We start from the raw sequence: 19,489 nt of genomic DNA on the forward strand, positions 1-19,489 counted from the left end.
CGCCTGGGTCGCCGAACTGTCCGGCGACTGCCTGAAGGGCTGGCCGAAGGGAATGCGGCTGATCGTCCGCAAGGAGCGACCCGTGCGCCGTGAGGCGCTGACGCATGGAGCGGCCCGGGCGCCTGAGTACAGGTGCCCGGGCCGCCGCGTCGGCCATCCCTCAGCCGGCCATGTCCTGAAGGGGGAGGAACGGCAGCACCACCGGGCTGCTCCCGGTCCAGTCCAGCACCTCCGCCTGGGGCCGCTCGCCCGTCACCACGTCGATGGTGTTGGGATCGCGGGTGTCGGTGTCCCGCGACGGCAGGTCGCCGGTCTGCTCGCCCGCGCCGCCGCCGAAGCGGAATTCCCGGTTCCCCAGCTCGCTCCAGTGCTCCAGGCTGTAGACGGGCCGGACGAGGCCGATGCCCTCGGTCGGCTCGGCGTTGGACAGCATGGAGATCTGGTAGCCGGCGGTGGCCGGGTCCAGCCCGTCGAACACCTCCGCCGGGACCGTGACCACGATGTCGTTGGTGGCCCGGACGACGTCGAGTTCCGCGGCGGCGACCCGGTCCAGCGCCGAGTCCCATACGCCGAGGGAGAGCGGCTGGTCCTGGTAGCGGCCATCGGCGACCACGGCCAGGTCCCAGGGACCCTCGGTCGCGGTATTGGTGCCCGGTAGCGCCGGAGTGGGCGCGGTGCCGGTCTCCGCACCGTCCCGCAGGAGGATGTTGACCCGCTGAACGCTCATGCCGTCCCCGCTCCACGCGTTGGTGATCGCGCCGTCCACCCGGGTCACCAGGCGCACGGTGTCGCCGTCGCGGTAGACCTGGAACCGCGTGATGTCGAGACTCCCGGGAGTGAAGGCACCGTTGGCCGGATAGACGTAGCTCCCCGGCCCGTTGTCGTCGCCCTCCGGATCGGAGAGGCCGCCGACGGGCGTGCCGTAGGCGAACACCGTCCGGCTGGTGTAGGCGCCGGATCCGTCGCGCGACAACGCCTGGACGTCGATCGTGTTCTCCAGACCCGCGAGTTCGAGCGGCACGGAGAACCGCCCGCCGCTGACGCGGACGGTCTGCTCCGTGTCTCCGGCGAAGACGCGGACCCGGTCGGCGTCGGTCTCGCCCGTGACGGTGATCGTGCGGTCCTGAGCGGTGCTCTGGTCGGCCGGCGAGGTGACCGTCAGGGACGGTGTGTCCGGCCGGTCGTACCCGCCGGGCCGGCCGGAGTCGCGCGTGGTGTCGAAGTAGACGAAGTCCCAGTTGTCCAGCTGCGGGACGACGAATTCCACATAGCGTCCCCCGGAGTCGGAGCCGGTGCGGAAGGGGAGCTCGGCCGAGCGTCCGCCGTCCCGGTCCGGGCTGGCGACGTGGATGCCGGCCGGGGCACTCTGCCCGTCGCGCAGGTAGTACTTCACGGGCAGGTTCCGGAGGGACAGGGGGTCCCGGGTGCCCGCGTCGCGCCAGCGGTCGTCGTTCCGCAGCAGGTTGATGAGGTGGATGACGTCCACCCCGTCATTGCGCATCACGTTCGTCCAGACGGTGTTGGCCGTGCCGTCGGTGCTCGTGGGGTACCCGGCGATCTCCACGGTGTTGTCCGCGGCGGCCAGCTCCGGGCCGTAGAAGAGGTTCTCGTACGCCGTGATGACGTCGTAGTACGTCCGCTGCCACTCCCGCAGTTCCGCCGACATGCTCTTGTCGTCGTTGAGGAAGTACTCGGTGTTGAGCATGTGGTCGTTGGGGCCCATTTCCAGGTGGTGCGCCCCGTTGGCCGCGAACATGGCGTTGGCCAGCTGCACCGAGGCCGTGTCGAAAACCTCGTTGTCGTTCACCGCGCCCCCGGTGTTGGGCCGGTTCATGTAGGCGGGGGTGATGTGCGACCTGCCGCCGGCGGCGACGCGCTGCCGCTGGAGGTAGTCGGCGACGGAGCCGTACGTCTCGGTGTTGGCCCACAGCTCGGTGTAGAGGTAGTCGGCGTCCGAGGCGGCCAGCGCGGCGTCGCCGAACCCGTCGACCGCGTTCATCCCGACCGCCATGTCCTCGCCGAGCCGCTGCTGCGTCTCGGCGATCAGCTGCGCCCATCCGGCGGGCCGGTCGACGCGCTCGCCGTTGACGTCGTACACCTCCTCCCAGTACCCGATCTGGTCGAGGTGGGCGCCGTCGAACCCGAGGGACTGGACGCTGTCGGCGTACTGCCCGGTGATGAAATCCTGCCAGCCGGGGTTCGCCGGATTCATCAGCCGGAGGGTCTGTCCGGGGATCATCGGGTAGGTCCATTCCTCCCCGTTGCCCCGGAACAGCCGCCAGTCGGGGCTGACCCGCGGGTCGTCGAAGTCGTTGAGCGCGGCGTAGGACATCTGGTACGGCATGGCGGCGATGCCCCGCTCGTCACCGGCGGCGATGTAGTCGCGGATGGTGCGGGAGCTGATGACGTCGCCGTTCCACGCCGTCCACTCCTCCGCGACCCCGCCGTCGGCGTCGTGCCGGACCGGCAGTTCGTGCTGCCACAGCCAGTCGTAGTACTGGAGGGAGTTGATGTGGTAGCGCCGCGACAGCTCGGCGATGTCCTCCTCGGTCTCCGCCGTGGAGATGTCCGGCTCGTAGTGGGCGAGGAAGCCCATCCGCGGGAAGCGCGTCCAGTCGCTGGAGACGTCGATCGCGGTCTGCGTCCGGGTGCGGCCGGCCTCGATCTCCACCAGGTAGCCGGTGAAGTCCTGCTCCGGCGGCGTGACGGTCCAGGTGACCTCTCCCGCGCCGTCGGCACGGACGGTACCGGTGTCCACCACGTCGCCCAGGTGGGTCAGGGTGAACCGCACCGGCCCCCGGCCCTCCACCGTGGCGGTGACCTCGGCGGGCTGTCCGGGCTCGTAACGCGAGGCGTCGGTCCACGCGTCGGTGACCCGGGCGGCGTCTCCGTCCGTGGCCGTGGGGACGGCGGAGACGGGGGCGGCGAGGCCGGCCAGGGTGGCGCCGGCCGTGACCAGCACCACGGTGAGGGCGCTGAGGCGTCCCGGCCGTCGTGATCGGGCCGGCCGTCTTGGGCGTCCTGTTCGTCTTGGTCGTCGCTGTGGTGTCGCAGACATAATGAGTCCCTCTCCGGGGTGAGTTGGGGGCGCTGTCTCCCGTCCGACTCCCGTGGGAGCCGTTCCGCCCGTGCGGGCGGTCCGGCGGTGCGGGCATGGCCGTGCCCGCACCGCCGGTGGTTCATGGGGACGCCGGCGCTCCGGCGTCCGGCGGCAGATCCGCCAGGACCACCCGCTGGATCGCGACCGAGGCGGCGCCGCGGGCCCACAGCGTGGGGTCGTCATCGAGAATGCGCAGGTCCACCGGCGAGGCCCCGGGAACGCGGGCCCCGGCGACGGCGTCGCGCACCCGCTCCTCGCCGGCCCGGGCCAGGCGGACCCCCTCGCCGGTGACGAGGATCCGCTCGGGCTGGGCGATGTTGGCGACCGCGGCGACCAGCGCCCCCAGCGCGCGGGCCGCGATGCCCACGATCCGGCCGGCGACCGGTTCACCGGCCTCCGCGAGGTCCAGGGCCTCCTCGTAGGACACCGTCCGGCCCAGGGCCAGCGAGGCCTGGAGGCGGATGCCGTGCGTCGTCAGCAGCGCGTCGGCGCAGCCGTGGTGCCCCTCGGGACAGGCGGGTCCGGAAGGATCGAGGGGAAAGTGCCCGAGCAGCCCGAGGCCGGCATCCGGGCCGGCGACGAGCCGGTCGTGCACCACCAGGCCGCCCCCGACCCCCGCCCCCACCGTGAGCACCGCGAAGTTCCGCACCCCGCGCCCGTCGCCGAACCAGTGCTCGGCCTCCGTCAGGGCCTCCAGGTCGTTGGAGATGACGGACGGGTACCCCGTGGCGTCCGCGACCAGCCGGCCGAGCGCCACCTCCCGCCAGCCCAGGAACGGCGCGCGCCGCACGTGGGTGAAGCCGCGGACCGCCCCGCCGAGCCCGACACCGACCGCCGCCGGCCCGGCGCCGGGCGTCAACTCCGCGATGAGCGAGACGAGTCGCTCCACCACGCGGTCCGGACTCGCCTCGCCGATCGCGACGCTCCGGCGCGCGAGGATGTCGGCGCGCAGGTCGGTCAGGACGCCGTACGCCCGGTCACGGGTGAGCTTGATGCCGACGAAACGCTGCCGGCCGGCGTCGACGTCCAGCGGCTGCAGCGGCCGGCCCCCGCTGGTCGGCAGCACGTCCGGGGACTCGCGCAGCATGCCGGCGCCCAGCAGCGGCTTGGTCAGCCGGGTCAGGCTGGCGGCCGAGAGGCCCAGCCGGAGGGCGAGTTCGGACCGGGCCAGGGGGCCGTGCCGCAGGAGCTCCAGAGCCACCCTGCGCGTGGACGGCGCCAGGGGCGCCCACGGCGACGCGATGCCATCCACGGCGGCCTCCTCGTTCGGACTTCGCCGTGGATATTACCGTCGCGAAATTTTCCTGGAACCCCCCGTGCACAGAAAAACCTGATGAGCTCGGGGGCCCCGCTTCATGGTGCGCGCCCCTGCCTTCGTCTCGAAAGTAACTCGCGGAAGGCGGCCCGCCCGTGGCGGGCCGTAGTGTCACAGCCCGGCGTACAGGCCGCCGTCCGCGTGGATCACCTGGCCCGTGACGTGGCCCGACTCCGGGGAGGCCAGGAAGCGGACCAGCGAGGCGACGTCCCCGGGGGTGCCCGCCCGGCCGTTGGCGGCGTTGCCGATCAGGGTTGCACGCCACCCGTCGGTCATGGCGCCGCGGAAGAACTCGGTCTCGTCGATGGAGCCGGGCGAGACGACGTTCCCGAGACACCACTTCCCGGCACCGATACCGCATCTCCCGCACCCTGGTTCCCAGCCGAGGTTCCCAACCGAAAGGGCAGCCCCATGCATCTGGTCCCCGCACCCAGGGAATTTTGGCCCGGTCCGGCGGGCGGTGGCGCCTTCATCCTCGGCCCCGCCACCGGCGTGGCCGCGGACCCGGCGAGTCGCACGGCCGCCCGCTGGCTGAGGTCGGAGCTCGGTGCCGCGACCGGCCTCCCACTCCAGCCCGCGGCTCCCGGCAGTGGCAAAGCCATCACACTGCGGGTCGGCGAACGGCTCGCGGCACGCGGCCCCGAGGCGTACGAGCTGGTCGCTGACGCCTCCGGGGTGCTGATCGAGGGCGGCGGCCCGGCCGGGGTCTTCTGGGGCACGCAGACCCTCCGGCAGCTCCTGGGCCCGGAGGCGTTCCGCCGCGCCCCTCTGCACGACGGGCCCTGGACGGTGCCGCCGGTGCGCATCGCGGACGCCCCCCGCTTCCCCTGGCGCGGCATGATGCTGGACGTCGCCCGGCATTTCATGCCGAAGGACGGCGTGCTGCGGTACGTCGATCTCCTCGCCGCCCACAAGCTGAACGTGCTGCACCTCCACCTCACCGACGACCAGGGCTGGCGGATCGAGATCGAGCGTTACCCCCGGCTCACCGAGGTCGGGGCATGGCGCTCCCGCAGCAGGCAGGGATTCGGCGACACCGCACTGTGGGACGAGCGCCCGCACGGCGGCTACTACACCCGGGACGACCTGCGCGAGATCGTCGCCTACGCCGCCGCGCGGCACATCACCGTGGTCCCCGAGATCGACATACCGGGGCACTCCCAGGCCGCCATCGCCGCCTACCCCCAGCTGGGCAACACCGATGTCGTCGACACCTCCGCGCTGGCGCCGGGGGAAGGCTGGGGCATCAACCCCACTGTGCTGAACGTCTCCGAGACGACGCTGGAGTTCTACGAGAACGTCCTCGCCGAGGTCCTGGAGATATTCCCCTCCGAGTACATCCACATCGGCGGCGACGAGTGCCCCAAGGAACAGTGGCGGGCCAGTCCCACCGCCCAGCGGCGCATCCGGGAGCTGGGCCTGGCGGGCGAGGACGAGTTGCAGAGCTGGTTCATCCGCCACTTCGACCGCTGGCTGGCCGACCGGGGCCGCAGGCTCGTCGGCTGGGACGAGATCCTCGAAGGGGGCCTGGCGCCGGGCGCAATGCTGGCGTCCTGGCGGGGGTACGCGGGCGGCATCGCGGCGGCCCGCGCAGGCCACGACATCGTGATGTGCCCGCGCCAGCACACCTACCTCGACTGGCGGCAGGCCGATGGCCCGGACGAGCCCGTCCCGATCGCGCACGTGCGCACCCTGGAGGACGTCTACCGCTTCGAGCCGGTGCCGGAGTCCCTGAGCGCGGCGGAGGCGGCGCACGTCGTCGGCGTCCAGGCCAACGTCTGGACCGAGGTGATGGACAGCGCGCGCGTCGTCGACTACATGGCGTTCCCCCGCCTGGCCGCGTTCGCCGAGGTCGCGTGGCGGCCCCTGCCGCCGCCTGCCGAACGGGACTTCACCGGGTTCCGCGGCAGGATGGAGGCCGCCCACTACGCCCGGCTCGACGCGCTCGGCGTCGAGTACCGCCCGCCGTCCGGCCCTCGGCCCTGGCAGCGGCGCCCCGGCGTACCGGGCCGCCCGCGGCAAGGGCCGCCGTCGATGCGGTGAACGCACGGCCCAGCTGTGCGACATCCCACGAGTTCCCCTGAACCCTGCTGAGCCCTTGTCTCCGCGGCCAGGGTCTTCTGTCTCCTTGGGGTGTTCTTCGAGCCGGTGACGTAACTTCAGGATTCTTGAAGTGTTCTCACTTCGTCCGATCGATCCGTTATCGGGGTGAAGGCGAGGAGGCTCGGGTTGGCACTGGCAGCCGTACGCGACCTGCGCGAGTTCCGCGATCCGGTCTCGGCGGAGGAACTGGAGCGGTTCGAGACCGACGTGCTCGCTGGGTTTGTACTCGCGCGGGCCTCGGCGGGACTGGCAGACGGCACCATCCGCGGGGACGTCGGGCACCTGGACCAGATGCGGGCCTGGTTCGGCCGACCGCTGTGGGATATGGAGCCGGCCGACGCTGACGGGTACTTCGGGAAGGTACTGCGGGGCTCGCCGAGCGGCACCCGCCTTGCCCGCGCACAGGCACTGACCACGTACTTCCTGTTCCTGGAACTGCGGCACAGGGTCGAGATCCACCGGATGACCGGGCGGGTCGTCGAGTGCCCGATCGACGAGATGAACCGTCCGCGGGGATCCAAAGACGCGGCTCTGCGGATCCCGCCGACCGAGCCGGAGATCAAGACCCTGTTCACCGGCTGGGGCGGCGAGCTGGCAACCTGCCGCAAGTTCGCCCCGACCGCGCGGAACTACACCGCATCGAAACTGATGTCCCAGGTCGGACTCAGGGTGAGCGAGGCATGCAAGCTGGACCTGGCCGACATCAAGTGGGAGCTGGGCCGCTTCGGCAAGCTCCACGTGCGCCACGGCAAGGGCACCCGCGGATCGGGCCCACGCGAGCGGATGGTGCCGCTGATCAATGGCGCCGACCGCACGCTGCGGTGGTTCATCGAGGACGTCTGGGGCCAGTTCGACGACGACCACACCCGGCCCGGTGCCCCGCTGTTCCCCTCCGAGCGCAAGAACTCAGACGGCTCCTCGCGCCGCGTTGGCGACGACGCCTTGCGCAACGGCCTGGGCGCCGCGGCGAAGGTACATCTACCCGCCTGGGCCGACACGCTCACGCCGCACGTCCTACGGCACTTCTGCGCGTCCGAGCTCTACCTCGGAGGTCTTGACCTGCTCGGGATCCAGGAGGTCCTCGGACACTCCTGGATCGCCACCACGATGCGGTACATCCACGTCCAGCAGACCCGGGTCGAGGACGCCTGGGTGTCCGGGCAGCAGCGGGCCGCGAAGCGGCTGGAAGGACTGATGGGATGAAGTGGAACCTGCGGCTGACCGCCGCGAACAAAGGGATCTGGAAGGCATCCGAGCTCCAGCGGAGCCTGGCCGAACACGGCTTGGTGATCTCGGCCGGGAAAATGTCCGGTCTATGGTCCGGCCAGCCGGTCTCCCTCAAGCTGGAAGACCTGGACGTGATCTGCGTCGTGCTTGGTTGTGAGATCGGCGATCTGCTGATTCCCGAGCCAGGAAAGATCAGGCTCCCAGGTCAGCAGGCTGGCATCCAGGAGGCTACGACCGGATCGGTAGTGGCTCCGGCCGTCGTGCCCAAGCGCCGCGACGGCCGTTCACTGCCGCCGATGTGACCTGGCTGCCACCGCCATGGGGAAGATCAGCGATAGCAAGCCGGCGGCCTCCTGCTCAGGATGTTTCGCCTGGGGGCAGTTGCCCGGCCGGTTCTGCCGCGGCTGCTACACCTACGGCCAGCAACACGCCGTCGGTGCATGCGTCGGCTGCCGGCGACAGGTCCCGGTCGATGACAAGTACGGCTATTGCCGTCTCTGCCGGGCTCAGGCGACCTGGGCGATCAAGGCCAGCGGCAAGGCTTCGGTGATCGAGCCGTACCTACGGCAGGTGGCCTGCCAGCAGCTGTTCTTCGCGAACCTCCAGCGGCCCAAGAACGGCGGGCCGCGAGTTGGCAAGGCCGGACGGCGCGTGCTGAAGCCGCCGCCGCTTCCCGAACCACACCGCGTGATCACCACGTCAACGCAACTGACGCTGTTCACTGCCACCCGGGACTTCCGCCGTTTCGACCGAGAACTCCACGCCGACCTGGCCAATCCCTGGCTGATCCGGGCCCAGCAGGCCGCTCGGGCGCTGGGAGAGGCCCGCGGCTGGAGCCGCTGGATCACCAGCGACGTGAACCGAGCCCTGGTCATCGTGCTGTCCGGCTTCCGCGAAGGTGAATCGATCCGATACTCCGAGCTCTTCCCGGCACTGCGCGTCCGAGGACTTCCCGTCGTGCGGACCGCCGAAGTCCTCAACCGCCTCGGCCTGTTCGCCGACGATCGGGCGCCCGCCGTCGACCAGTGGCTGGAGCGAAAACTCGGCGGGTGTCCCGAGGTATCCGTCGTGCCGTCGAAGCCTGGGTTCGCACGCTCCTCGACGGTGGCCCGAGGTCCGGGCCTCGCTCCCGGCACACGGCATGGGCCTACCTGGGTGAGACCCAGCCGGTGCTGCTGGAGTGGTCCAGCCGCTACGACCACCTGCGAGAAGTCACCCGGGAAGACATCGTCGCGGCCCGCGACGATGTCACCGGCAAACAGCGCGAAAGCCGGATCGTCGCCCTGCGGTCTCTGTTCCGGCACGCGAAGAAGAACGGCCAGATCTTCCGCAACCCCACGAGCGGCATCCGAGTCGCCCGGCAGACAGGCGATGTTCCTCCAAGCTCTCGCCCAGTCGGACATCGACGAGGCCATCGCCACCGCCGCCACCCCGGACATCCGGCTCATCGTCGCCCTGGCCGCCATCCACGCGGCACGGCCGAAGATGATCCGGACGATGCAGCTGGACGACGTCGACCTGGGCAACCGGCGCATCACCGTCGGCGGCCACGTCCGCCCGCTCGACGACTTCACCCACCGAGCAGTCCTGGACTGGCTCGACCACCGCCGCAGCCGCTGGCCGAACACGGCCAACCCCCACCTGCTGATCACCCAGAAGACCGCCGTGGAACTCGGCCCGGCCGGCAAGCTCTGGACCACCCGAGCCACCCGCAACCTCACCGCCACCCTCGAACGGCTCCGCGTCGACCGACAGCTCGAAGAGGCCCTGACCCACGGCGCCGACCCACTCCACCTCGCGCTCGTCTTCGGCATCGATGAGAAGACCGCCATCCGCTACGCGGACTCCGCTCGGCAGCTTCTCCAGGCCGAGATCGAAGCCGGGGTATCACCGAGGTGAGCCGCAAAGGGGCCATTTCGGTCAGGCCATGCCGGCCAACCAGGGACGGGACACCTTCGTGTCCGTTGCGGACAGCTTCGGAAGTCGTGGGCCGACTCAGCGGGCCGTCGGAGCCGGCAGCGCGACCGCCTCACGCAGCTCGGCGGCGGCCTGGGCCATGAGCTGAGCGAGGGTGGTGTCCGGCTCGGCCAGCCAGCGAGGCATGGCGCGCCGGTGGATCGCCAGCACCACGTCGATGATGAAGCGTGCCTTGCCGGGCTCGACGCCGCGGCGCTCAAGCGCCGGCGCCAGCGCGTCGGCGATGTCGGCGAGCTTGATCAGATCGCGCTCAGCCAGTGCCGGGTTGGCGGCGATCACTCTTCCCCGGCGCAGCAGGAACTCGCGCGGGCGGAAGATCTCCTCGGCGGTTCCCAGCGCGGTCAGCAGCGCCTCGATCGGCGTGAGGCCCGGGTCGGTCGCCTCGACCTGGGCGACGAGGTGGGCCTCGAGTTCGTTACCGGCGAAGAGGACTTCCCGCTTGTCGGGGAAGTAGCGGTAGAAGGAGCGCTCCTTCAGGCCGGCGGCGCCCGCGATCTGCGCGACCGAGGTGCGCTCGTACCCCTGTGTCTCGAACAGCTCGAGCGCCGCGCGCTCGAGCCGGCCCTGTGCGTCAGATTCCCATCTCGGCATACCCGCCAGAGTACAACAACAGCATCTGTTGTCATGGGATATCGTCGATGACAACAGGTGTTGTCATCACTCGGGAGATCGACATGAAGGCTCTTCAGTTCGACCGGTTCGGGTCCCCGGACGTGATCGTGCTCCGCGACGTCCCACAGCCGGAGCCGGGACCCGGTCAAATCCGGATCGCCGTGCGGGCGTGCGGCCTGACACCGGCCGACTGGCACGTCGTCGACGGTCTCCTCGCCGACCATCTGCCGCCGCTGCCGCGCGGGCTCGGCCTCGAGATCGCGGGCACCATCGACGCGCTCGGCGAGGGCGTCACCGGTGTCCAGATCGGCGACCGCGTGTTCGGCCCGGCCACCTTCGACGGCCCGACGGCCGGTGCTGCCGAGTACGCGCTGATGCCGGCCTGGGCACGTATCCCCGACGGCGTAACCGTCGAGCAGGCCGCCGCGCTGCCGATGGCGGCCGAGACGGCGTGGCGCGCGCTCGACGACCTCGGCGTCCAGCCGGGTGAGCTGCTGCTCGTCCACGGCGCGGGCACCACCGTGGGTGAGGCGGCGGTGCGCTTCGCGCTGCACCGGGGTATTCGGGTGATAGCCACCGCCGGGCAGACCCGGGCAGCAGCTCTGGAAGAGATCGGCGCCCAGGCGACCGCCTACGGCGAGGGCATGGCCGAACGCGTCAGGGCACTGTCCGGAGGCCACATCGATCGTGCCCTCGACGCGGCGCCGACCGGCGGCCGGATCGACCGCGCCGACCAGCCCAGCCCGGCCGGCGGTTCACTGCCGACGCTGATCAAGCTGACCGGGGATCCCGACCGTGTCCTCACCGTCTCGGACTTCGCCGCCGCGGCCGAGCTGGGCGTCCGGACCACCACCGAGATCCGCTATGAGCAGATGGACGAGTTCGCCCGGCTCGCCGGCGAAGGCATCTTGGTCGTACCGGTCGCACGTACCTACACGCTCGACCAGATCCAGGAAGCGGCCGAGCTCAGCCAGTCCCGCCGACCTGGCGGCAAGCTCATGCTCGTCCTGTGATCGCCCTGCCGGCCTGACAAAGCGAGACCACCTCGACAAGGAGCGGGGGCAGGCATCTTTTCCAGGCCGACCTCGAAGCCGCTCCTGCGTGTTCGCCGCGAACCCACGGGTCAACCCCAGAGCATGGCGCCCCTGGACCCTCGGGTTCCCGCTGAAGAACCTTCAGTTTTTCGCGAACTCGCGGGGATCTGGGCCCTGGGCTCCTAGCTCAGACACCAGCCGCAAAGTAGCTCGGCAGCCAGCGGTTCACCCCGACCAACAACTGACCACTCACAACCAAGATCAGCCGTTGATTGACATACCCCTGTGGCGCAGCCGCGTCCGTCAGCGAGCCTGACGAGCGATGGGTCGATGCGCAACCAGCCGATGAACAGGTGGATCTGTCCGATCAGCCCAGCGACGCACTCACGGTACGCAGCTCGTCCAAGGCCGCCAGGACGTACCCGGCGAGCCCGCCCTTGCCGTCACGGTCGCCCTCGGACCATTCGGCGAACCCGCGTTTGAAGGCGAGGACGCCCAGCTCGCTCGCGAGGGCCGCAATCGGATCGGGTAGGCCGCGGGCGACCAGGGCGGTCGTCATCGCGGCCGCGAGGCTGACGATCTTGAGGGCGTCACGCTCTTGTAGCTCGACGCTGGCGGCGACGGCCGCCTTCAGGCGCGGGGCGAGCTCGCGATTCATGGGGCCCATAGCGCTCGACGCGCGCTCAAGACCGGCAGCGACCGCCTCAAGCGGGCTGGCGCCACCGGGCGCCTCAGCGATCCCCTCGGCCAGCAGCCGGCTCAGCGTCTCCTGTCCGGCCACCAGCAACTCGCGCTTGTCGGGGAAGTACCGGAAGAAGGTGCTCTTGGTGACCCCGGCGCGCTCCGCGATCTGCGCGACCGTCGTGGCGTCGTACCCCTGCTCGGTGAACAGGTCGACTGCGGCCACTACGAGGCGTTCGCGTGCGCCTGGTTCCCACCTACCCATAGGGGTCAGCATATGCGATGGGACTCTTGTCCCGTCACCCTGGTAGCGTGTGACGGGACAAGAGTCCCATCACTTGTGGGGGAGTTCCCATGCGCGTCTTCGTCACCGGTGGCACCGGTCTGATCGGGTCCGCCGTTGTCGCCGAACTGCTCGGCAACGGCCACACCGTCCTCGCACTCGCCCGTTCCGACGCGTCCGCGCTGGCCGTCGAGACGGCCGGCGCCGAACCGCTCCGGGGAGCCCTCGCCGACCTGGACACCCTACGAGCCGGCGTCGCTCGGACCGACGGGGTGATCCACCTGGCATTCGGCAATGACTTCAGCAGCCCCGAGGCCCTCGCGAAGAATGTGGCCGAGGAGAGTGCCGCCCTCGCGACCCTCGGCGAGGAACTCGTCGGCAGCGACCGCCCCTTCGTGACCGTCTCGGGTACGCCCCAGGTGCCGGGACGCGCCTCCACCGAGGCCGACCCGCTGCCGACCGACGGACCGGTCGGTGGTCGCAATCGCGCCGTCACGGCGGTCCTGGGCCTGGCATCGCGCGGGGTCCGGAGCACGGCCGTACGCCTGCCGCGCACGGTCCACAACAACGGCGCGGGCGGGTTCGCCGGTCTCCTGACCGACATCGCACGCCGGACCGGAGTGTCCGGCTACCCGGGGGACGGTACACAGCGCTGGCCGGCCGTCCACGCGCTCGACGCGGCAGTTCTCTTCCGGCTCGCCCTGGAACAGGCGGAAGCCGGTACCTGCTGGCACGCCGTGGCCGACGAGGGAGACAGGGTGCGGGACATCGCCGCGGTCATCGGCCGACGGCTGAGCCTGCCGGTTGAGTCGGTGCCATCGCAGACGTACGGCCCTCTCGGTCCGATCTTCGCGAACGACCATCCCTCGTCCAACACCCACGCCCGGCAGACCCTCGGCTGGGAGCCGAAGCACCCAAGCCTCCTGAAGGACTTGGAGAACATCCAGCCCTGACCGGCGGCCGGGAGGCCCGCTTACGGGCGCTCGCGCCGACAACGGAGGACCCTCACCCCTCACCTACGTCACTCGCGGTCGACCATCTCGGCGCGGCGATGTCCCGCCCCCGTCCTCGCCCGGTCAACGCGGCTCCGGCTCTCGACTTGATCCCCACATCATCGCCGACAGCCAAGCCCGCCGACGCCGGACTGCCACCCGCGTGGCAGCAACACGTCCCGCACTGTCGACATGTCCGTGGCGAAAGTGGGACTCCACGGCATCGCCGGCTGTGCAGCCATTCACGTCCACAACCAACAGGAAATCCCGTCATGGTGGCAGTTGTCTTCGGCGCTCGCGGTAACGTCGGTCGTCACGTGGCCGATGGCCTGCTGGCCGCCGGTGTGCAGGTCAGAGTGGTCAGAGCGGTCAGCAGGACCCCAGCCGCGGGCTTGACGCCCCCGGAAGCCCTACGACATCGGGAAGGTCGCTGCGGCGGCCACAGCCGCGGAAATCCGGCAGATGGTTCTGCTCTCGTCGGTGTCGGTCCTCAGCCCCGACGCCAACCCCCCGGTCCCCCGCCTGAACCGCACGATCGAGCAGGCCATCCAACGGTCCGGCATGGACTGGACGTACCTCAGGCCGGAGACATTCGCGACCACCACCCGCACCTGGTCGGCTGAATCGATCCGCACGGCCAACGTCGTCCGTCTTCCCCATCCGCTCGCGCAGTCGGCACCGGTGCACGAGTACGGCGGCAACGGCGTGATGATCTACTGGCACGTCGAGCGGAAGAACGTCTGCATCTACTCCCAGCTCAAGAGCTGTTCGTCGTCAGAGGTAGCGGCGATGATCGAGGGCCTGTTGCGGCACTGCACGGATGCCGAGATCGTATCCACTTACGTGGATACCCACGGCGCGAGCGTCGTCGGGTTCGCCCTCACCGAGTTGCTCAACTTCCGCCTGCTGCCGAGGCTGAAGAACATCGGCAGCATCCGTCTGCACCGCCCGGACGACAGCCCGCCCGGCTGGCCGGCGCTCGGCGCCTCGCTGACGCGACCGATCCGCTGGGAGCTGATCGAGCAGCAGTACGACCAGATGGTCAAGTACGCCACCACGCTCCGGCTCGGCACCGCCGAGGCGGAGCAGGTCCTGCGGCGCTTCACCCGCGGCGGCCCCAAGCACCCCACCTACCAGGCCCTCGAAGAACTGGGGCGCGCGGTTCGTACGGTCTTCGCCTGCGACTACCTCGCCAGCCCCGACCTGCGCCGCGAGATCCACGGCGGACTCCAGGTCGTCGAGAACTGGAACAGCGCAAACACCGTGCTCCACTACGGCAAGGACGGCGCCCTAACCGGCCCGGACAAGGAACACGCCGAGACCTCCATGCTCGCCCTGCACCTCCTGCAGTCCAGCCTCGTACACGTCAACACGCTGCTGCTGCAGCAGGTCCTGTGCGAGCCGACGTGGGCATCGCGGCTGACGGAAGAGGACCGGCGTGGGCTGATCGCGCTCTTCTGGTCGAACGTGAATCCCTGCGGCACCTTCCGTCTCGACATGGACGCCCGGCTCGACCTGGGCCCGGCCCTGGCCGTGCCCCGTCCCCGTATGCCGGAAAGCCCTGGCGTCCACGCGGCAGGGGAGCCCCGGCATGCCCGCTGAGCGGATCGGCCGCTGGAGCACCGTGACAACACCGACTTCGCGCTCTATGCCGTGAAGAAGTCAACGAGTGCACGTGCGATCTGGCCGGGCGCGTTCTCCGTGGGGATGTGGCCTGCGTCCGGGATGCGTACGAGGGTGGTGTGCGGGATCTCCGAGGCGAACCGCTCGGCGTACTCCACCTTCTGGAAGCCGTCGTCCTCACCCCAGATCAGCAGCTTGGGCGTCGCGTTCTGTCGCAGGGCGGGGACGGCATCGCGGGTGTAGCGGTTGTCGGCTGCGCCCACCATGGCCATCCAGGAGCGGCGAACCCGCTCATCGGTCCACGGGTCCAGATAGTCCGTGATCCGCTGCTCGGTGGCGGCACCGGCCAGCGCTTGTGTCACGGCTTGCCGGCGGGCGGCGAGAATCTCGTCGGCGGTGGTCGCGGCGACGACCTCAGGGTCTCGGAAGCGGGCCACGCTGGACACCAGCCAGGAGTCGTAGGTGACCGAGTTGACCAGGGCCAGCCGGGACACCTCCAGCCGATCGTGAACGAGGAGGTGCTGGGCGACGGCGCCGCCGATGTCATGACCCGCTACGGCGATCGGCCCGGAGAGCTTCAACGCGGAGGCGAAGCGCGCCACCCAGTCCGCGAGGGCGGGGACCGTGCCCGTCTCCAGGGTGAGTTCGCCTCCCGAGCGCCCGAGTCCGGGGAGGTCGACCGCGACGGGTCGTAGCCCTGCCGCGCCCAGACGGTCCATCACCGGGAGCCAGACCCGGCTCCAGTAGGTGCCGTGCAGCAGGAGCACGGCCGGGCCGTCCTGCTCCACGGTCAGATAGCTGGCCGGCTCGCCGTCGACCTGGATCTCGGTCCGCAGCACCGTCGATTCGATGATCTCGCTCATGGGCCCACTGTGGCCGAGGACAGCCTCCCGGCCGAGAGTCTGGAATGACACCCTCGGGTACATTCTCGCCATGTCGCTTCATCGTGTGGTGGCCCTGCTCACCCCGCCGCAGTCGCCCTTCGAGCTGGCCTGTGCCTCCGAGGTCTTCGGTATCGCCCCGCCAGACGCGCCGCCCCGCTACAGCTTCCGGGTCTGCGCCGAGCGTCCCGGACTCCTGCCGACCGGCGCCGGCTACACGATGCTCGTCGAGGCGGGGCTGTCCGCCCTGCGGGAGGCGGACACCGTGGTCGTCCCCGGCCGGCAGCCGCCCGACGCGCCCGTGTCGCCGGACGTCGCCGAGGCGCTGCGAGGCGCCCACCGGCGCGGGGCGAGGATCGTCGCGATCTGCACGGGGGCGTTCGTCCTCGCCCAGACCGGACTGCTCGACGGCCGCCGCGCCACCACCCACTGGCGCAGCGCCGCCCGGTTCGCCGCCGCCTTCCCCGAGGTACACGTGGATCCGGACGTGCTCTTCGTGGACCACGGCGACGTGGCGACCAGTGCCGGGACCGGCGCGGGCATCGACCTGTGCCTGCACCTGGTGCGTTCCGAGCACGGTGCGGCGTACGCCGCCGGGATCGCCCGGCGCATGGTCCTGCCGCCGCACCGGGAGGGCAGCCAGCTCCAGTACGCCGCGCAGCCCGCACCGGCCAGGGCGGACGAGTCGTTGGCGCCGCTGCTGGAGTGGGCCACCTCCCACCTCGACACCAGACTGACCCTCGATCACCTCGCCGAACGCGCCGGTCTGTCCAGTCGAACCCTCGCCCGGCGGTTCACCGAACAACTCGGCACCAGCCCGGGACAGTGGCTGCTCGCCCAGCGCCTCGACGCGGCACGGATACTGCTGGAACAGACCGACCTTCCGGTGGAAGCCGTCGCCACCCGGGTCGGACTCGCCTCGGCGGTCAACCTGCGTCGCCGTTTCCGGACGCATCTCGGCACCACACCCGGCGCTTACCGGCGGACCTTCGGCGAAACCTGATGGCACAGCTGGGCGTTCATGTACACGCGGGAAAGCGGGCGGAGCGCGGGCGGCGCAACGAGAGCAGTAGCCAGCGGCCGGATCTCATTACGTGTCATGCCGACCACGCCGCTGCGGCTTCGTGCGCCACCCCAACCGCTTCGGGGCCCTCCGGGGTTGATTCCGTAGACGCAAGGTGACCCCGCCCGTTCCGATCGGCGCGGCCCGGGTGGTCGGCGCCTGGGCCGGGGTGATGCCGAGGGTGGTCAGGCGCTGAGCAGCAGGGTGGGCCACACGGGTGAGTGGCCCTGGGGCACCCACGCGGGGCTGGTGACGGCCGATCAGCGCCCGGTGGCCTCGGCGCCGGGGCCTAAGCGGCGTCAGCCGGGAGCGGCTGCGGTCCGCACGGTGGTGCCTGGCGCCTCAGCGGCCTCAATGGGCGTCTCAGCCAACTCGGTGACGAGGCAGGCCCGGCGCGCGGCTGAGGGCTGCGCCAGGGGAGTGGAGCGGCGGGGGCCGGTGCCCAGCGGGCTACGCTCGAGCATCCGCTCAGTCTCCATAGCCTCCTCCCGCCCCCAGCGGTCTGGCCGAGGCGCGCACGGAACGGCTGCCGGCCGCGGAGTCGCTGTACGGCCCACTGGGCGCCTCCGAGTGCGAAACGACCTCCCCCGTCGGAGAGTGCCTGAGGGACCGTCAGAAGCCAGAAGCTACCTGTGGCCTCGTGTTGTGGGCGCTGGCAGAACGGGGGCCGAGGGCGCGAAGCGGGGTCGGCGGCTGGAAGAGCGAGGTGGTCGGTCGCGTCCGCTGTCGTGCCGGCGCGACAGCGGACGCGCGGCGCGGTTGCGGCATGCGCCGCCCGCCTCGTCGGACGGAAGCGCGGCCGGACGACGGCGTACCCGTGCATTGACCGGCGATGTCTGCCCCCGACGCGACGGGGGCAGAGCATGCCGGGGGCACTGGATCCGCCTCGCCCTGCCGCTTCCACAGCGTGCCGCACCCGTCCCGAGCGGTCGATTACCGCTGGGGTAATCGACCGGGCCCGGCCGGACCGCAGGGTTTCACGCCGCCGCCGGGGGACGTGGCGCGATGACGGCCTGGGTCTGCGTGGTCTGGCTGACCCGGCGCTCGCGATCGTCGTAGACATCGGTCTGGACGACGATGAGCGTGCCGCCGACGTGCAACGGCCGGGCTACCGCCCGCACCGTGCCCTGTCCCACCCCTCGGAAGAAGTTGGTCTTCGATTCGATCGTGGCGGTGCCGGCGCCCTTCGGCAGATTGAGGTAGCCGCAAACCGCCCCGACGGTGTCGGCGAGCGTCATCAGCACTCCCCCGTGCAGCATGCCGCCGGCCGTGCAGCGCCCGGCGGACCAGTCGAGCCGGCCCCGCGCGACCTCCGGCCGGGTCTCGGTCAGAACCACCCCCGACTCGACCGCGTACGGCATCTCGGCCAGCAGACGGGCGGCCAAGTCGGGCGGGGAGGAGGCAGGGACGTTCGGGTCGGACATCGGGAACACCTCTCGCGCGGCAGTGCCGGTGGATGGACGGGAAGGACCCTACCCCCCGCCCGGAAGGCCGCCGGAATCCCGTGAACCGCATCGCCGCCCCGGGCCTGCGGATGCCTTCCGGGGAACATCCGCGCGCCCCCCCGCCGTCGCCCGGAGCGCGCCCGTGCCCCGGGCGACACGTGCCGGAGCTCCGCAGGGGCACCGCGGACCAGGTCAGCGCGGTGCGTGCGCGCTCGCGCGGCACCGGAAGGACCGAGCATCAGTTGGGTGTCAGTGACAAGTCAGGGGCTCTTGCAACGATCGGTGCGATTCGGCGGACGGCCGGCCGCGTCGGTAGGGCGACGCATGTCCCCGCGGCGACCCGTGCGCGCATCCCAGCGTGGTCGAGGCCGATCTCATCGGGCGCGCCGCGCCGGAAAGTCACCGGACCCTCTTCGAAAGGCTCATCATGCTGCTCGACGGAACCAGTGAGGGCAGCCCGCTCGCGCACTCTGACCCCTCCGACGCGGCGCTGAAGATCACACCCGATGCCGCCCCCGGAAGCACCCCGCGACGCAGTTACCCGCTCTACATCGCCGGGAAGGACGTGGACGGCGACGGCTGGGTCTACACCATCAGCGGGCGCGCTCCTGGAGGACGTATTCACCAGCGTCTCGCTCAAGCGCTCGCTCGAACGGCAGCCCGATTCTCCCGAGGCCAACCATCCCTACGTGGTCGGTCGGTGCGCGATCGCCGGCGGCGACATGCTCGATCTGGCCAGTGAGTCGGCGGCTGCCGCCGCGCCGGGGTGGGCGGCGCTGTCGCTGGACCACCGGATGCGGCTCGGTACCCGGTTCCGGGAGGAACTGGTCTGCCGGGAGGATGAGTTCATCGACATGCTGACCGCCGAGGCACACCCGGCCAAGCTGGCCCGCTGGGAGCTGAGCTGCCTCCTCCAGATCTACAGCGAGGAGAGCCTGGGGTGGTACCGGGGGCAGATGCACAGCGAGTTCCGGCATGCCGGTCGACGGCTGATCGTCCGACGGCAGCCGGACGGTGTGGCGGAAGATTTCAAGTCCAGTGAGACGGTCGTGACGCTATGAGATTTGTGGTGTGGGTTCGCGGCGCTTGGCCGGGTCGTTGATCTCAGGCTAACCCGCCGAAGCGGGGCGTCTCACCAAAGGCTGACAGAGAG

17 protein-coding genes are annotated in these 19,489 nt (G+C 70.7%); 9 read left to right on the forward strand and 8 right to left on the reverse strand.

From position 1 onward, the window contains the following. Positions 1 to 160: 160 nt before the first annotated feature. The 3 genes from OIE51_RS00415 to OIE51_RS26780 form a co-directional block, all read right to left on the reverse strand. A complete protein-coding gene (locus OIE51_RS00415; RefSeq protein WP_326594615.1) occupies positions 161 to 2,965 on the reverse strand; it encodes a glycoside hydrolase family 66 protein in 2,805 nt (934 codons plus the stop codon). A 214-nt stretch (positions 2,966 to 3,179) separates the two neighbouring features. Continuing rightward, a complete protein-coding gene (locus tag OIE51_RS00420) occupies positions 3,180 to 4,352 on the reverse strand; it encodes an ROK family transcriptional regulator (RefSeq protein ID WP_326594617.1) in 1,173 nt (390 codons plus the stop codon). Positions 4,353 to 4,526: 174 nt separating this feature from the next. Continuing rightward, a complete protein-coding gene (locus OIE51_RS26780) occupies positions 4,527 to 4,691 on the reverse strand; it encodes an SDR family oxidoreductase (protein ID WP_442811835.1) in 165 nt (54 codons plus the stop codon). Between the two features lie 135 nt (positions 4,692 to 4,826). On the opposite strand from OIE51_RS26780, the gene OIE51_RS00430 reads away from it, so the two are divergent. The 3 genes from OIE51_RS00430 to OIE51_RS00440 all read left to right on the forward strand — a co-directional run bounded on the left by OIE51_RS00430 (position 4,827) and on the right by OIE51_RS00440 (position 8,047). Then, on the forward strand, positions 4,827 to 6,458 hold the full coding sequence (locus OIE51_RS00430; protein ID WP_326594620.1) for a beta-N-acetylhexosaminidase: 1,632 nt from the start codon (positions 4,827 to 4,829) through the stop codon (positions 6,456 to 6,458). A gap of 186 nt (positions 6,459 to 6,644) precedes the next feature. Then, positions 6,645 to 7,721 (forward strand): tyrosine-type recombinase/integrase, encoded by a 1,077-nt coding sequence (locus tag OIE51_RS00435; protein ID WP_326594622.1) that lies wholly within the window; start codon positions 6,645 to 6,647, stop codon positions 7,719 to 7,721. Further along, the gene (locus tag OIE51_RS00440) at positions 7,718 to 8,047 is read left to right on the forward strand and encodes a helix-turn-helix domain-containing protein (RefSeq protein WP_326594623.1); all 330 of its coding nucleotides are present in this window, start codon (positions 7,718 to 7,720) and stop codon (positions 8,045 to 8,047) included. The genes OIE51_RS00435 and OIE51_RS00440 overlap by 4 nt, the downstream gene beginning before the upstream one ends. 204 nt (positions 8,048 to 8,251) lie before the next feature. Here OIE51_RS00440 and OIE51_RS00445 read toward each other — a convergent pair whose 3' ends face one another. Further along, positions 8,252 to 8,473, reverse strand: a complete 222-nt coding sequence (locus OIE51_RS00445) for a hypothetical protein (protein ID WP_326594625.1) — start codon at positions 8,471 to 8,473, stop codon at positions 8,252 to 8,254. Between the two features lie 643 nt (positions 8,474 to 9,116). On the opposite strand from OIE51_RS00445, the gene OIE51_RS00450 reads away from it, so the two are divergent. Beyond that, positions 9,117 to 9,644 carry a hypothetical protein gene (locus OIE51_RS00450; RefSeq protein WP_326594627.1) on the forward strand — a complete coding sequence of 176 codons (528 nt, stop codon included), beginning with the start codon at positions 9,117 to 9,119 and terminating at the stop codon, positions 9,642 to 9,644. A gap of 96 nt (positions 9,645 to 9,740) precedes the next feature. Here OIE51_RS00450 and OIE51_RS00455 read toward each other — a convergent pair whose 3' ends face one another. Then, positions 9,741 to 10,313: a TetR/AcrR family transcriptional regulator gene (locus tag OIE51_RS00455; RefSeq protein ID WP_326594629.1), complete on the reverse strand. Its 573-nt coding sequence runs from the start codon at positions 10,311 to 10,313 to the stop codon at positions 9,741 to 9,743. An 83-nt stretch (positions 10,314 to 10,396) separates the two neighbouring features. On the opposite strand from OIE51_RS00455, the gene OIE51_RS00460 reads away from it, so the two are divergent. Then, positions 10,397 to 11,347, forward strand: coding sequence for an NADP-dependent oxidoreductase (locus OIE51_RS00460; protein ID WP_326594631.1), 951 nt, complete (start codon positions 10,397 to 10,399; stop codon positions 11,345 to 11,347). Positions 11,348 to 11,735: 388 nt separating this feature from the next. Here OIE51_RS00460 and OIE51_RS00465 read toward each other — a convergent pair whose 3' ends face one another. Beyond that, entirely contained in the window at positions 11,736 to 12,314 is a 579-nt protein-coding gene (locus tag OIE51_RS00465; protein ID WP_326594633.1) for a TetR/AcrR family transcriptional regulator, read from the reverse strand. Between the two features lie 89 nt (positions 12,315 to 12,403). Between OIE51_RS00465 and OIE51_RS00470 the strand changes: the two genes are divergently transcribed. Together OIE51_RS00470 and OIE51_RS00475 are read left to right on the forward strand one after the other, a co-directional pair. After that, positions 12,404 to 13,285, forward strand: a complete 882-nt coding sequence (locus OIE51_RS00470) for an SDR family oxidoreductase (protein ID WP_326594635.1) — start codon at positions 12,404 to 12,406, stop codon at positions 13,283 to 13,285. A 501-nt stretch (positions 13,286 to 13,786) separates the two neighbouring features. Further along, complete coding sequence (locus OIE51_RS00475) at positions 13,787 to 14,926, forward strand: Tn3 family transposase (protein WP_326594636.1); 1,140 nt, start codon at positions 13,787 to 13,789, stop codon at positions 14,924 to 14,926. A 44-nt stretch (positions 14,927 to 14,970) separates the two neighbouring features. Here OIE51_RS00475 and OIE51_RS00480 read toward each other — a convergent pair whose 3' ends face one another. Continuing rightward, positions 14,971 to 15,810: an alpha/beta fold hydrolase gene (locus OIE51_RS00480; RefSeq protein WP_326594638.1), complete on the reverse strand. Its 840-nt coding sequence runs from the start codon at positions 15,808 to 15,810 to the stop codon at positions 14,971 to 14,973. A gap of 70 nt (positions 15,811 to 15,880) precedes the next feature. Between OIE51_RS00480 and OIE51_RS00485 the strand changes: the two genes are divergently transcribed. Next, positions 15,881 to 16,831 (forward strand): GlxA family transcriptional regulator, encoded by a 951-nt coding sequence (locus tag OIE51_RS00485; RefSeq protein WP_326594640.1) that lies wholly within the window; start codon positions 15,881 to 15,883, stop codon positions 16,829 to 16,831. A gap of 1,037 nt (positions 16,832 to 17,868) precedes the next feature. Here OIE51_RS00485 and OIE51_RS00490 read toward each other — a convergent pair. Continuing rightward, positions 17,869 to 18,315 carry a PaaI family thioesterase gene (locus OIE51_RS00490; protein WP_326594642.1) on the reverse strand — a complete coding sequence of 149 codons (447 nt, stop codon included), beginning with the start codon at positions 18,313 to 18,315 and terminating at the stop codon, positions 17,869 to 17,871. A 527-nt stretch (positions 18,316 to 18,842) separates the two neighbouring features. Between OIE51_RS00490 and OIE51_RS00495 the strand changes: the two genes are divergently transcribed. Then, positions 18,843 to 19,397, forward strand: a complete 555-nt coding sequence (locus OIE51_RS00495; protein ID WP_326594644.1) for an aldehyde dehydrogenase family protein — start codon at positions 18,843 to 18,845, stop codon at positions 19,395 to 19,397. Positions 19,398 to 19,489 lie beyond the last annotated feature (92 nt).

The sequence above is a fragment of the Streptomyces sp. NBC_01803 genome (assembly GCF_035917415.1).
GTDB lineage: Bacteria > Actinomycetota > Actinomycetes > Streptomycetales > Streptomycetaceae > Streptomyces.

Bases quoted from the DNA above. Each gene is read 5' to 3' on its own strand.
- OIE51_RS00495 (WP_326594644.1), top strand. From the start codon at position 18,843: ATGCCGCCCCCGGAAGCACCCCGCGACGCAGTTACCCGCTCTACATCG.
- OIE51_RS00490 (WP_326594642.1), bottom strand. From the start codon at position 18,315: ATGTCCGACCCGAACGTCCCTGCCTCCTCCCCGCCCGACTTGGCCGCC.
- OIE51_RS00470 (WP_326594635.1), top strand. From the start codon at position 12,404: ATGCGCGTCTTCGTCACCGGTGGCACCGGTCTGATCGGGTCCGCCGTT.
- OIE51_RS00460 (WP_326594631.1), top strand. From the start codon at position 10,397: ATGAAGGCTCTTCAGTTCGACCGGTTCGGGTCCCCGGACGTGATCGTG.
- OIE51_RS00475 (WP_326594636.1), top strand. From the start codon at position 13,787: ATGGTTCTGCTCTCGTCGGTGTCGGTCCTCAGCCCCGACGCCAACCCC.
- OIE51_RS00440 (WP_326594623.1), top strand. From the start codon at position 7,718: ATGAAGTGGAACCTGCGGCTGACCGCCGCGAACAAAGGGATCTGGAAG.
- OIE51_RS00465 (WP_326594633.1), bottom strand. From the start codon at position 12,314: ATGGGTAGGTGGGAACCAGGCGCACGCGAACGCCTCGTAGTGGCCGCA.
- OIE51_RS00455 (WP_326594629.1), bottom strand. From the start codon at position 10,313: ATGCCGAGATGGGAATCTGACGCACAGGGCCGGCTCGAGCGCGCGGCG.
- OIE51_RS00480 (WP_326594638.1), bottom strand. From the start codon at position 15,810: ATGAGCGAGATCATCGAATCGACGGTGCTGCGGACCGAGATCCAGGTC.
- OIE51_RS00450 (WP_326594627.1), top strand. From the start codon at position 9,117: ATGTTCCTCCAAGCTCTCGCCCAGTCGGACATCGACGAGGCCATCGCC.
- OIE51_RS26780 (WP_442811835.1), bottom strand. From the start codon at position 4,691: ATGACCGACGGGTGGCGTGCAACCCTGATCGGCAACGCCGCCAACGGC.
- OIE51_RS00485 (WP_326594640.1), top strand. From the start codon at position 15,881: ATGTCGCTTCATCGTGTGGTGGCCCTGCTCACCCCGCCGCAGTCGCCC.
- OIE51_RS00430 (WP_326594620.1), top strand. From the start codon at position 4,827: ATGCATCTGGTCCCCGCACCCAGGGAATTTTGGCCCGGTCCGGCGGGC.